This is a genomic window from Porphyrobacter sp. CACIAM 03H1, from assembly GCF_002215495.1.
GTDB lineage: Bacteria > Pseudomonadota > Alphaproteobacteria > Sphingomonadales > Sphingomonadaceae > Erythrobacter.
Window position 1 is genome coordinate 377191 of the sequence record NZ_CP021378.1, and the last position, 12002, is coordinate 389192.

The window sequence follows — 12002 nt, forward strand, 5'->3', positions numbered from 1 at the left end:
ACGATGGCATCGGGTTCGACCTTCTCGGTGATCGGCGCGGACGTGACGATCAAGGGCAATATCGGCGCCTCGGCCGATCTGCACATCGACGGCTCGGTCGAGGGCGACATCACCTGCGCCGCGCTGGTGCAGGGCGAGAAGAGCACGATCAACGGCGCCGTGACCGCCGAGAGCGCCCGGCTCGCGGGGCGCGTCACCGGCTCGATCACCGCGCGCGAGCTGGTGATCCTCAAGAGCGCCCGGATCGAGGGCGATGTCCATTACGACGCCCTGACCATCGAGCAGGGTGCGGAAGTCGACGGCCGCTTCGCCCCCAACGCGCGCCAGCCGGTGAAGGCCGTGCCGAGCGCGCAGGTCGAAGCCGCGGAATAAGTCCAGGTCAGAGCGCCTGTCCGGTCATGGGCCGGACGGCTACGGGGGTGCCGCTGTCGTCGCGGGGTCGTGCGATGGTGGTGCGATGGTCGTACCGAGGCAGTTGCCGCGCCTTTTCCCCGCATCACCGGCGCTTGCGGCCATGTTTCACGTGAAACATTCGTGGAACGGGAAGGCCTTCAGAGCACCTCGGCCCTGAGGGTCTTGCGGTCGAGCTTGCCGATCATCGTCTTGGGCAGGCTCTCGCGCACCACCACCATGTCGACCCGCTCGTGCTTGCCGATGCGGGAATTGAGCCAACCCGCCAGCTCCTCGCCCGTGGCGGTCGCGCCCTCGTTGAGGGTGACATAGGCGCGCGGCACCTCGCCGCGATATTCCTCGGGCACGCCGATCACCAGCGCCTCCTTGACCGCGGGATGTTCGAGGATCACGTCCTCGACCACGCTCGGGAAGACCTTGAACCCGCCCACCGCGATCATGTCCTTGATGCGGTCGACGATCTCGAGAAAGCCCTCGGCGTCCACCCGCGCGACGTCGCCGGTGCGCAGGTAACGCTTGCCCTCGATGGTGACGAAGGTCTCCGCGTCGGTCTCGGGCCGGTTCCAGTAGCCGCGCATCACCTGCGGGCCGTGCACCGCCAGCTCCCCCGGCTCGCCCTGCGGCGCGAGCTTCGTCGGGTCCTCCTTGTCGAGCAGAATCACCTCGGTGCCGGGCACCAGCTGACCGATCGTGCCGCGCTTGCGGGTACCCTCATAGGGATTGGCCGAGACCACGCCTGCGCTTTCGGTGAGGCCGTAGCCCTCGCACACCCGCACCCCCGTCACCGCCTCGAACCGCTCGTGGACCGGCCCGGGCATCGGCGCCCCGCCCGAGATGCAGACCTTGAGGCTGGAGAGGTCGGTCTTGGCGAGGTCGGGATGGTCAAGGATCGCCTGGAACATCGTCGGCACGCCGGGAAAGCCGGTGCAGCGGTACCGCTCGATGGTTTCGAGCACCTGCTTGGTCTCGAAGCGCGGCACCATCGCGATCGAGGCGCCGGTGACGCAGGCGTGATTGAGCAGCGCGGTGTTGGCAAAGACGTGGAAGAAGGGCAGCGCCCCCATGAACACCTCGCCCACCGGATCGCCGAAGGGATTGAGCGCGGCGACCTGCTGGGCGTTGACCGATAGCTGGTCATGCCCCAGCATCGCCCCCTTGGGCCGCCCGGTGGTGCCGCCGGTATATTGCAGCAGGGCGAGATCGGCGGGCGTGACGTCGACCGGCGCGGGCGCGCGGTCCGGGGTCATGTCGGCCCAGCTGCGGATCGCGGGGCCATAGGCGACCTCGGCGATCTGGCTGCGCTTCAGGAGCTTGAGCGCGAGCCCCTTGTACCACGGCAGCATCTCGGCGAGGCTGCCGACCACCAGCGTCTCCAGCGCCGACGCTTCCAGCACTTTCGACGCCGTTTTGTAGAGCTCCGGCACGTCGAGCGTCACCAGCACCTTCGTGCCGCTGTCGGCGACCTGCCAGCTCAGCTCCTCGACCGAGTAGAGCGGCGAGAAGTTCACCACCACCGCCCCCGCCATCATCGCCCCGTAATAGGCGGCGGCGTAGATCGGCACATTGGGGAGGAACAGGCCGACCCGGTCGCCCTTGACGATGCCGAGCGCCTGAAGCCCGGCGGCGAAGCTGCGCGCCTGGCTGTGGATGTGGCTGTAGGTGTAGGTCCGCCCCAGGAAGTGCAGGAACGGCGCCTGCGGGTTCTGGTGAAGCGTGCGCTCGAGCATCGCCGGAAGGCTCATCGGCGCGAACCGGCTGTCGAGCGGGACCGGGTGGTGATAGGCGGCTTCGGGGCGGGCGATGCTACTGACAGTCATGTCAGTTAGTGTGGCGCACAATGGCTTGGCGCACAAGCGAAACTCGCGGCGAATTCGCGGTAACCGCCGCTCCAAAAACAGCGTCGCCCCGGATCACGTCCGGGGCGACGACTTCTTCGTCAGAAGTTCAGTTTCTCAGATGAACCCGCTCTCGGGGTCGATCTTCTGTTCCTCGGCCTCGGCGGCGCGGCGGCGGGCAAGCCAGGCTTCGGCCTCGGCTTCCTGCGCAGCCTCGCTGGCGGCCTTGGCCTGCGCGTCACGCTCGGCGCGCAGTTCCTCGATCAGCTTCTCGCGATCGTTGCGTTCCGGCTTGCCGGCGGCGTCGGCATCCTCGGTGATCCCGGCGCGCTTGGCCGCCTTGGCGACCATCGCGTCGAGCTCGCGCTGCGAGCACAGGCCGAGCGTCACCGGATCCTTGGGCGTGATGTTCTGGATGTTCCAGTGCGAACGGTCGCGGATCGCGCCGATGGTGTTGCGGGTGGTGCCGATCAGCTTGCTGATCTGCGCGTCCGACACCTCGGGGTGGTTGCGCAGGATCCAGGCAATGCCGTCGGGCTTGTCCTGGCGCTTCGAGACGGGGGTGTAGCGCGGGCCCTTGGTGCGGGTCACCTCGACCGGGGCCTTGTGCATCTTGAGCACATAAGACGGGTCGTTCTGGCCCTTCTCGATCTCGGCCTGGGTCAGCTCGCCGGAGTGGACGGGGTCGCGGCCGGTGTACTTGCTGCCTGCAAGGTCATCGGCCATCGCCTGCACTTCGAGGATGTGGAGGCCGCAGAACTCGGCGATCTGCTCGAAGGACAGCGCGGTGTTGTCCACCAGCCAGGTCGCGGTGGCATGGGGCATCAGCGGCTTGGGCTGATCCTTGGTCGCCATGGGGAAATCTCCGTTGAAAATGAAAGGGCCGCCCCTTTCGGAGCGGCCGTCTTGGAGTCTCAGATAGGCGAAACGGGGGGAAACGGCAAGAAATGGATTCAGAAAGCGGGCATGGCCTGAAGGCTGACCGCCTCTTCCTCCTCAAGCGCCACGAGCCCCGCGAGGAACTGCCGTGTCGCGGCCTCCCACGAGTAGCTTGCCCCGTAGGCGGCGCAGGCGGCGCGGTCGCAGTAGCGGGCAGCGTCGATCGCGCGGGTGAGGTCATCGTGCAGCGCGCCAACCTTGCTCGTCACGATGTCGAGCGGCCCCGGCACCGGGAAGGCGGCGACAGGGGTGCCGCAGGCAAGCGCCTCGATCATGACGAGGCCGAAGGTGTCGGTGCGGCTCGGGAAAACGAACACGTCCGCCCCGGCATAGCAGCCCGCGAGCTCGACGCCGCTTTTCTTCCCGAGGAACAGGGCCTGCGGGAACTTCGCCTGCAGGGCCGCGCGCGCCGGGCCGTCACCCACCACCACCTTGGTGCCGGGATAGGGGCAGGCGAGGAAGGCCTCGATGTTCTTCTCCACCGCCACGCGCCCGACATAGAGCAGGATCGGCCCCTCGGCCCGCGCATATTCCGGCGGGGGCGGGGCATCGGGAGAGAAGCAGGCGAGGTCCACGCCCCGGCTCCAGTGGGTGAGCTGGGTGAGGCCCTGTTCGCGCAAGCAGGCGCGGATCGTCTCGGTCGCGACCATGATCCGCTGCGCGGGGCGGTGGAACCAGCGGATATAGGGCCAGAAGACGCTCGCCGGAAGGCCGGTGCGGCGCGCGAGGTAATCGGGGAACTGGGTGTGGTAGGCGGTGGTGAAGGGCACCTTGCGACCGAGGCAATAGCGCCGCGCGGCAAAGCCGAGCGGGCCTTCGGTGGCGATGTGCACCGCCTCGGGCGCGATCCGGGCAAGCTGCCGCCCGACCGCGCCCGGCGCCGTCAGGGCGAGGCGGATCTCGGGATAGGTCGGCGCGGGGATGGACGGGTAGCCCTCGGGGCTGATCACCGTGACCTGGTGCCCCCAGCCGCGCAGCACCTCGCAGGTGGTCGACAGCGTGCGGACGACCCCGTTGGTCTGGGGATGCCAAGCGTCGGTTACGATGGCGATCGAGGCCGGGACGGGTCCTCCAGGCTCGGCGCCGTCAGGAAGAATCGTCGTCAGGCGGTTCACGCCGCCTCCCGGGCCGGGCGCAGAGGCGCCTCGACCTCGACTGCGGCTTCCCCGTCGCGGCGCTTCATCTCTTCGGGCCAGTGCAGGATTTCCATGCGCCCGTCGTGATGCTCGACGAGGGCATTGCATCCTTCGACCCAGTCGCCATCGTTCCAGTATTCGATCGGCCTGCCGTTGTGCTGGAAGGTGCGGAATTCGGCGGTGTGGATGTGCCCGCACACCACCCCGTCGACCCCCCGTTCGCCGGCAGCGCGGGCGACGACTTCCTCGTACTTGCCGATGAACTCGACAGCGTTCTTGACCTTGTGCTTGGCCGCCTTGGAGAGCGACCAGTAGGGCTTGCCCATCCAGCGCCGCACGGTGTTCACCGCGAGATTGCACTTCATCATCAGGTGGTAGGCATGATCGCCCACGAAGGCGAGCCAGCGGTGCGAGAGCATCACCGCGTCGAACTCGTCGCCGTGCAGCACCATCAGGCGCCGCCCGTCAGCGGTGTCGTGGAAGGCGGCGCGGCGGATTTCGATCCCGCCGAAGTTGAGGCCGGTGAACTGGCGGAACATCTCGTCGTGGTTGCCGGGGATGTAGACGACCCGCGTGCCGCGCCGGGCGCGCTTCATGATGCGCCACACGATGTCGTTGTGCGCGGCGGGCCAGTAGAACTTCTTCTTCAGCCGCCAGCCGTCGATGATGTCTCCCACGAGGTACATGGTATCGCTGTCCACGCTGTCGAGAAAGTCGATCAGCAGGTCGGCGTTGCAACCCTTGGTGCCGAGGTGCACGTCGCTGATCCAGACCGTGCGATAGGACCGCCGCGCTCGCCCCTCCGGTTCGGGGGTGCGCGGGCCGCCGAGCGGGAAGCTTGCGATGTTGTCGCTGATCAGGTCGTTGATTTCGGCACCGGTCATGAAGATCCCTCGCGTGTGATCTCTCGCGTCCCCTCCCCCATGACAGCCAAATGTTACAGCGGACTCACAAGCAAATGACGGTTTCGCGTCATTTTCCGAACGGCAAGGGAGTCGAAGATGACCTCATGCAACCGGTTACCGACCAGATCATGACTGCCCTGCGAGAAATAAAGGCGCCCGCACGCGGGTCTGCCGCAGCGCGGGTTCAGTCCATCGGGACGAACCCGGGGAGCCCCTCGATCCGCGCGATCCAGCCGGTGACGTGGCGGTAATCGCCGAGGGCGAAGCCGCCCTCGTGGGCAATATGGGTGTAGGCGAATAGCGCAATGTCGGCCAGCGTCGGGGCCGCGCCGCAGAAGAAGGCTTTGTCGGCAAGGTGCCGGTCCATCAGCGCAAGCGCCGCCTCCCCCGCCTCGCGCTTGTAGGGCAGGATGCGGCGCTGGTCATCGGAGAGGTTCGCCTCGCCCAGGATGCTCATCCAGAACCGCAGCGTCGCGACGTTGGGTTCGTGGTTGTACTGCTCGAAGAACATCCAGCGCAGCATATCGGCCTGCGCGATGCGCTCGGCCGGGATCAGCGCGGAGCCATGGGCGAGATACCAGCAGGCGGCGTTGCTTTCCGGGAGGAAGCGCGCCTCCGGGCCCTCCCCGATCTGGAGCACCGGGATGCGCCCGTTGGCGTTGATGTTCGCAAGGAAATCGGGCGTCCGCGTCTCGCCCCTCGTGATGTCGTACTGCCGGGTCGCCAGCGGCAGGCCGAGCAGCGCGGCAATGAGCTTGATCTTGTAGCAGTTCCCGCTGCGGGGATCTTCGTGGAGGGTCAGGGGGGCCATGCGGTGCTCTCCGGTGGTTGTGCTCGGGACCGCTTGTTGCTTCGGGCGGGGCATCGTGACAATTGGCCGGATTGCCATTCACAAAAAGGATTCTGCCAATGCACGCGCCAGCGCCCAGTGGCCCGATGGTTGTCGCACTCGGCTTCGATGGCGCGCCGATGTTCGAACTCAGCCTGCCGGCCGAGATTTTCGGGCTTCGGCGGCCCGAATTCGGCGCGGAATGGTACCGCTTCGCCCTCGCCTCGATCGACGGTCGGCCGATCCGCACCTCGCAGGGCTGGAACCTCTCGGTCGATGGCGACATGTCTCTGATCGAAGCGGCGGACCTGATCGTCATACCGGGCTGGAAACCCGCCGACCCTTCCGTTCCCGAAAGCCTGCGCGATGCCCTGCTCGCCGCCCACGCCCGCGGCGCGCGCTTCGCCTCGATCTGCTCGGGCGCCTTCCTGCTTGCCGAGCTCGGTCTGCTCGATGGCAGGCGCGCGACGACGCACTGGCTCCACGCGCCCCTGCTGGCGCGGCGCTATCCGCAGGTCACGGTGGCATCGGACATTCTGTACGCCGATGGCGGCACGGTGCTGACCTCGGCCGGATCGGCGGCGGGGATCGATCTTCTCCTGCATATCGTCCGGCAGGACTACGGCGTGGCGCGCGCCAATGCGGTCGCCAAGCGGCTGGTGCTTCCGGCGCAGCGCGAGGGCGACCAGCGCCAGTTCGACGATTCGATGCGCGCGCCGCAGCAGACGGACCGCCTGGCAACGCTGATGGCGCAGATCCTGTCGCGCCCCGCGGAGGCCTGGCCTGTCAGCCGTCTCGCCGCAGAGGCGGGAATGAGCCTGCGGACCTTGGCGCGGGCCTTCTCCGTCAGAGCCGGCTGCGCGCCCGGCACCTATGTGCTGCGCGCCAGGATCGCCCGCGCGCGCGAGTTGCTCGAGACCTCGAGGCTGCCGGTGGAAAGGATCGCGGAGCTATCGGGCTTCGGGTCGGCGACCAGCCTGCAGCAGAACTTCCGCAGACAACTGGGATGCTCGCCGACAGCCTACCGGCGCAACTTCGCGCCGGCCGAGGCTCACGCCTGATCGCCCGCGACTTCCAGCACGATCTTGCCGATGTGCTCGCCCGCTTCCATCCGGGCATGGGCGGCGGCGGCCTCGGCGAGGGGGAAGGTCGTGTCCATCACCGGCGCCAGCTCCCCGTCGGCGAAGAGCGGCCAGGCGTTGTCGGCGATCTCGTCGGCCAGCGCGGCCTTGAAGGCATCGGAACGCGGGCGCAGGGTCGATCCGGTCAGGGTCAGCCGCTTCATCATCACCAGCGCCATGTTGATGTCGGCCTTCGCGCCGCCCAGCACCGCGATGGTGACATGGCGCCCGTCCTCGGCGAGGCACTTGAGATTGCGCGCGACATAATCGCCCGACACCATGTCGAGCACCACGTTCACGCCCTTGCCCCCGGTGTGCGCCATCACCGCCTCGACGAAATCCGTCTCGCGGTAGTTGATCGCGAGATCCGCGCCGATGCGGGTCGCGGCGGCGCACTTGGGGGTGTCGCCACAGGTGACGATCACCTCCATCCCGAAGGCCTTGGCGAGCAGGATCGCCGTCGTCCCGATGCCGCTCGTGCCGCCGTGGACCAGCACGCGTTCCCCGTCGCGCGCGAGGCCGCGCTCGAACAGGTTGTGCCACACGGTGAACAGGGTCTCGGGCAGCGCGGCGGCCTCGGACAGCATCATGCCCTTGGGCACCGGCAGGGTGTGCTGCCAGTGCGCGGCGCAATATTCGGCATAGCCCCCGCCCGGGGTGAGGGCTGCGACATATTGCCCGATCATCTCGCGCGGGACCTCGGTGCCGACTGCGACGACCTCGCCCGCGACCTCGAGCCCGAGCAGCGGCGAGGCGCCCGGCGGGGCGGGATACATGCCGGCGCGCTGGAGGCAGTCGGGACGGTTGACCCCGGCATAGGCAACGCGGATCAGCACGTCGTCCGGGCGCAGGCGCGGCAGGGGCGAGGTCTGGAGCTTCAGCACCTCGGGGCCCCCGGGTGTGTCGAAGCCAATCGATTGCATGACCTCGGGCAGTTCCACCCCGTTGCTTGCGACCATCAGCTGCGCCCCCAACCCCACAATTTAACCATCTTGCACCTGCGAATAACCGTCTCGCCGATTGACAGCAAGCCGCTTGGGGCGGATGCTGCGCCGCAATGGAAGAACCCGATCGCCCGCGGCCTGTCGGAGATGCAGCGAGTCGCCTCGCACGCGAGGACCTCGGCCCCTATTCGCAAGCCGAGCTGGACGAGCGGATCGCGCTGCTCGAAGCGGAAATCGCACGGGTCAGGGCGCACAGCGCCAAGGCCGCCGCCCACCGTGCCGCTGCCGATGCGCTGTTCGCGAAGGGGCCGGGATGATCCGGACAGGGGCTTCCTTCGTATTGCCACGCGGGGATTCGCAATTCCTGTCCGTCCCCCCATATTGTCGGAAAATGGCTCTCACCGTCCGCTCGCCACGGGCATCCTCTCTCCGCTGAAAAGGCCTCCCCCATGCCCAGCTTCGCCCAGAACCTCGAACGCACGCTGCACAACGCGCTCGGCAACGCGTCGGAACGGCGGCACGAATACGCCACGCTCGAGCACCTGCTGCTCGCGCTGATCGATGATGAGGACGCCGCCCAGGTGATGGCCGCCTGCGGGGTCGACCTTGCCGAACTGGGCGAGGTCGTGAAGCAGTATCTCGATCAGGAATACCAGAGCCTCAAGACCGAGGACGGCGCCGATCCGCAGCCGACCGCCGGCTTCCAGCGGGTGATCCAGCGGGCGATCCTGCACGTCCAGTCCTCGGGCAAGGACACCGTCACCGGCGCCAACGTGCTGGTCGCGCTGTTCTCCGAGCGCGATTCCTACGCGGTCTATTTCCTCCAGCAGCAGGACATGAGCCGGCTCGACGCGGTGAGCTACATCAGCCACGGCATCGGCAAGGGCGGCCGCCAGATCGAGAGCAAGACGCCGCAGGGCACCGACAAGGCCGAGGAAGCCGCACAGACCAAGGAGACGGGCGGCAACAAGAAGGAAACCGCCCTCGACCAGTTCACGGTCAACCTCAACGCCAAGGCGGAAAGCGGCAAGATCGATCCGCTGATCGGCCGCGGGCCCGAGGTCGACCGGACGATCCAGATCCTGTGCCGCCGTTCCAAGAACAACCCGCTCTATGTGGGCGATCCGGGCGTCGGCAAGACCGCGATCGCGGAAGGCCTCGCACGCAAGATCGTCGAGGGCGATGTGCCCGAGGTGCTCGCCGAGGCGGTGATCTACTCGCTCGACATGGGTGCGCTGCTCGCTGGCACGCGCTATCGCGGCGACTTCGAGGAGCGGCTGAAGCAGGTCGTCACCGAGCTCGAGGCCATGCCGAATGCGGTGCTGTTCATCGACGAAATCCACACCGTGATCGGCGCTGGTGCGACCAGCGGCGGGGCGATGGACGCCTCGAACCTGCTGAAGCCGGCGCTGTCGAGCGGCGCGATCCGCTGCATCGGCTCGACCACCTACAAGGAGTTCCGCAACCACTTCGAGAAGGACCGCGCGCTGCTGCGCCGCTTCCAGAAGATCGACGTGAACGAGCCGACCATCGAGGACACGATCAAGATCCTGAAAGGCCTGCGCACAGCCTTCGAGGATCACCACAAGGTCAAGTACACGCCCGACGCGATCAAGACTGCGGTGGAGCTGTCGGCGCGCTACATCAACGACCGCAAGCTGCCCGACAAGGCAATCGACGTGATCGACGAGGTCGGCGCGATGCAGATGCTCGTGCCGCCCAGCCGCCGCAAGAAGACCATCACCGCCCGCGAGATCGAGCAGGTCATCGCGACCATGGCGCGCATCCCTCCCAAGTCGGTCAGCAAGGACGACAAGAAGGCGCTCGAAAACCTCGAACGCGATCTCAAGCACGTCGTCTTCGGGCAGGACGAGGCGATCACCCGCCTTGCCACTGCCATGAAGCTGAGCCGTGCCGGCCTGCGCGATCCGGACAAGCCGATCGGCTCGTTCCTGTTCTCCGGCCCCACCGGCGTCGGCAAGACCGAGGTCGCGCGCCAGCTCGCAACGATCATGGGGATCGAGCTGAAGCGCTTCGACATGTCGGAATACATGGAGCGCCACTCCGTATCGCGCCTGATCGGCGCGCCTCCGGGCTATGTCGGCTACGATCAGGGCGGCCTGCTGACCGATGCGGTCGACCAGAACCCGCATTGCGTGCTGCTGCTCGACGAAATCGAGAAGGCCCACCCGGACCTCTACAACATCCTGTTGCAGGTGATGGATAACGGTCGCCTGACCGACCACCACGGCAAGACGGTCGATTTCCGCAACGTGGTCCTCATCATGACCACCAATGCGGGCGCGGCCGACATGGCGCGGCAGGGCATCGGCTTCGGCGACGTGTCCAAGGAGGACGCGGGCGACGAGGCGGTGAAGAAGATGTTCACCCCCGAGTTCCGCAACCGCTTGGATGCGATCGTGCCCTTCGCCTATCTCGGCAAGAGCACCGTGGCGCGGGTGGTCGACAAGTTCATCCTCCAGCTCGAACTCCAGCTGGCCGAACAGAACGTCCACATCCAGTTCGACAGCGACGCGCGGGGCTGGCTCGCCGACAAGGGCTACGACAAGCTCTACGGTGCCCGCCCGATGGCCCGCCTGATCCAGGAAAAGATCAAGCAGCCGCTCGCCGAGGAACTGCTGTTCGGCAAGCTGTCCGAGGGCGGCGAGGTCCATGTCAGCATCAAGGACGGAAAGCCCGCCTTCGAGATGACTCCGGCCCCGCCCAAGGTGAAGCCGGTCAAGAAGGCGGCGGCAAAGAAGAAACCCGCTGCCAAGAACCCCGCCGCCGAGACCGACGAGGGCTGAAGCCGGCCGTACAACATTCGGGGCGCGGGAGAGGAACCTCTTCCGCGCCCTTTCTGTTTAGACCACGATGAGCTCCCCCTTCTCCTGGATCAGGCCCGAGCCGTGGGGCATCCATGTCGTCCCCGCCGACATCTGGGTCGATCCCTCGCGGCCTGTGCCGCGCGCGCTGGTCACGCATGGCCATGCCGATCACGCCCGTGGCGGGCACGGGGAGACCATCGCTACCCCCGCAACGCTGGCGATCATGAAGTTGCGCTACGCGACTTCGCAAGGCGCGGTGCCGGTCGGATATGGCGAGACGGTCCGCCTCGGCGGCGGTGTCTCGGCGACCTTCGTTCCCGCCGGCCACGTGCTCGGCAGCGCGCAGATCCTGCTCGAGCACGCCGGCGAGCGGGTCACCATCACCGGCGATTACAAGCGCGCTCGCGATCCGACCTGCGCGCCCTTCGAAGTCACCCCCTGCGACATCTTCATCACCGAGGCGACCTTCGGTCTGCCCGTCTTCACCCACCCGCCCATCGGCGAGGAGATCGGCAAGCTGCTCGCGGCGCGCGCCGAGAACCCGGACAGCTGCATCCTTGTCGGCGCCTATGCGCTCGGCAAGGCACAGCGGGTGATCGCGGAGCTGCGGGCGGCGGGCCACAGCGACACGATCTGGCTCCACGGCGCGATGGAGGCGATGTGCAATCTCTACGAGGAGCACGGCGTGGCACTGGGCGACCTGCGGCTGGTGAGTGATGCACCCTCGAAGGAGGCGATGCGCGGCAGCATCGTCATGGCCCCACCCTCGGCGCTCAACGACCGCTGGAGCCGCCGCCTGCCCGAACCCGTCACCGCGATGGCGAGTGGATGGATGCGCGTACGCCAGCGCGCCCGCCAGCGCGGGGTCGAGCTGCCGCTGGTCATTTCGGACCATGCCGACTGGGGCGAACTCACCCGCACCATCGCGGAAGTGAACCCGCAGGAGACCTGGATCACCCACGGCCGCGAGGAGGCGCTGCTGCGCTGGTGCGAGCTATCCGAGCGCCGCGCCCGCGCGCTGGCGCTGGTGGGCTACGAGGACGAGGATGACTAG

11 protein-coding genes are annotated in these 12002 nt (G+C 67.4%); 5 read left to right on the plus strand and 6 right to left on the minus strand.

Annotated elements, in window-relative coordinates:
* Positions 1 to 3 precede the first annotated feature (3 nt).
* Entirely contained in the window at positions 4 to 372 is a 369-nt protein-coding gene (locus tag CBR61_RS01825) for a bactofilin family protein (RefSeq protein ID WP_088912834.1), read from the plus strand.
* A 179-nt stretch (positions 373 to 551) separates the two neighbouring features.
* On the opposite strand, the gene CBR61_RS01830 is transcribed toward CBR61_RS01825, so the two are convergent.
* From CBR61_RS01830 to CBR61_RS01850, 5 genes are all read right to left on the minus strand, one after another.
* Positions 552 to 2228, minus strand: coding sequence for an AMP-binding protein (locus CBR61_RS01830; RefSeq protein WP_088912835.1), 1677 nt, complete (start codon positions 2226 to 2228; stop codon positions 552 to 554).
* A gap of 135 nt (positions 2229 to 2363) precedes the next feature.
* Positions 2364 to 3101, minus strand: a complete 738-nt coding sequence (locus tag CBR61_RS01835; protein ID WP_088912836.1) for a DUF1013 domain-containing protein — start codon at positions 3099 to 3101, stop codon at positions 2364 to 2366.
* A gap of 98 nt (positions 3102 to 3199) precedes the next feature.
* Entirely contained in the window at positions 3200 to 4291 is a 1092-nt protein-coding gene (locus tag CBR61_RS01840; protein WP_172835998.1) for a glycosyltransferase family 4 protein, read from the minus strand.
* A gap of 5 nt (positions 4292 to 4296) precedes the next feature.
* Positions 4297 to 5205, minus strand: a complete 909-nt coding sequence (locus CBR61_RS01845) for a UDP-2,3-diacylglucosamine diphosphatase (RefSeq protein ID WP_088912837.1) — start codon at positions 5203 to 5205, stop codon at positions 4297 to 4299.
* Between the two features lie 205 nt (positions 5206 to 5410).
* Positions 5411 to 6037: a glutathione S-transferase family protein gene (locus CBR61_RS01850; protein WP_088912838.1), complete on the minus strand. Its 627-nt coding sequence runs from the start codon at positions 6035 to 6037 to the stop codon at positions 5411 to 5413.
* 98 nt (positions 6038 to 6135) lie between these two features.
* Here CBR61_RS01850 and CBR61_RS01855 point away from each other — a divergent pair, with 98 nt between their 5' ends.
* Positions 6136 to 7116: a helix-turn-helix domain-containing protein gene (locus CBR61_RS01855; RefSeq protein WP_088912839.1), complete on the plus strand. Its 981-nt coding sequence runs from the start codon at positions 6136 to 6138 to the stop codon at positions 7114 to 7116.
* Here the strand turns inward: CBR61_RS01855 and CBR61_RS01860 are convergent.
* Positions 7107 to 8135, minus strand: coding sequence for an NAD(P)H-quinone oxidoreductase (locus CBR61_RS01860; protein WP_233996809.1), 1029 nt, complete (start codon positions 8133 to 8135; stop codon positions 7107 to 7109). The two genes, CBR61_RS01855 and CBR61_RS01860, sit on opposite strands and share 10 nt — an antisense overlap.
* Before the next feature lie 98 nt (positions 8136 to 8233).
* Between CBR61_RS01860 and CBR61_RS01865 the strand changes: the two genes are divergently transcribed.
* The 3 genes from CBR61_RS01865 (at position 8234) to CBR61_RS01875 (ending at position 12002) form a co-directional block, all read left to right on the plus strand.
* Positions 8234 to 8437: a DUF1192 family protein gene (locus CBR61_RS01865; protein WP_088912840.1), complete on the plus strand. Its 204-nt coding sequence runs from the start codon at positions 8234 to 8236 to the stop codon at positions 8435 to 8437.
* 132 nt (positions 8438 to 8569) lie between these two features.
* Complete coding sequence (gene clpA, locus CBR61_RS01870; protein ID WP_088912841.1) at positions 8570 to 10927, plus strand: ATP-dependent Clp protease ATP-binding subunit ClpA; 2358 nt, start codon at positions 8570 to 8572, stop codon at positions 10925 to 10927.
* 67 nt (positions 10928 to 10994) lie between these two features.
* Positions 10995 to 12002 (plus strand): ligase-associated DNA damage response exonuclease, encoded by a 1008-nt coding sequence (locus CBR61_RS01875; RefSeq protein WP_088912842.1) that lies wholly within the window; start codon positions 10995 to 10997, stop codon positions 12000 to 12002.

Excerpts from the sequence above, each read along its gene's own strand:
- CBR61_RS01835 (WP_088912836.1), bottom strand. The coding sequence starts at position 3,101 with ATGGCGACCAAGGATCAGCCCAAGCCGCTGATGCCCCATGCCACCGCG.
- clpA (WP_088912841.1), top strand. The coding sequence starts at position 8,570 with ATGCCCAGCTTCGCCCAGAACCTCGAACGCACGCTGCACAACGCGCTC.
- CBR61_RS01860 (WP_233996809.1), bottom strand. The coding sequence starts at position 8,135 with ATGGTCGCAAGCAACGGGGTGGAACTGCCCGAGGTCATGCAATCGATT.
- CBR61_RS01830 (WP_088912835.1), bottom strand. The coding sequence starts at position 2,228 with ATGACTGTCAGTAGCATCGCCCGCCCCGAAGCCGCCTATCACCACCCG.
- CBR61_RS01855 (WP_088912839.1), top strand. The coding sequence starts at position 6,136 with ATGCACGCGCCAGCGCCCAGTGGCCCGATGGTTGTCGCACTCGGCTTC.
- CBR61_RS01825 (WP_088912834.1), top strand. The coding sequence starts at position 4 with ATGGCATCGGGTTCGACCTTCTCGGTGATCGGCGCGGACGTGACGATC.
- CBR61_RS01850 (WP_088912838.1), bottom strand. The coding sequence starts at position 6,037 with ATGGCCCCCCTGACCCTCCACGAAGATCCCCGCAGCGGGAACTGCTAC.
- CBR61_RS01875 (WP_088912842.1), top strand. The coding sequence starts at position 10,995 with ATGAGCTCCCCCTTCTCCTGGATCAGGCCCGAGCCGTGGGGCATCCAT.
- CBR61_RS01845 (WP_088912837.1), bottom strand. The coding sequence starts at position 5,205 with ATGACCGGTGCCGAAATCAACGACCTGATCAGCGACAACATCGCAAGC.
- CBR61_RS01865 (WP_088912840.1), top strand. The coding sequence starts at position 8,234 with ATGGAAGAACCCGATCGCCCGCGGCCTGTCGGAGATGCAGCGAGTCGC.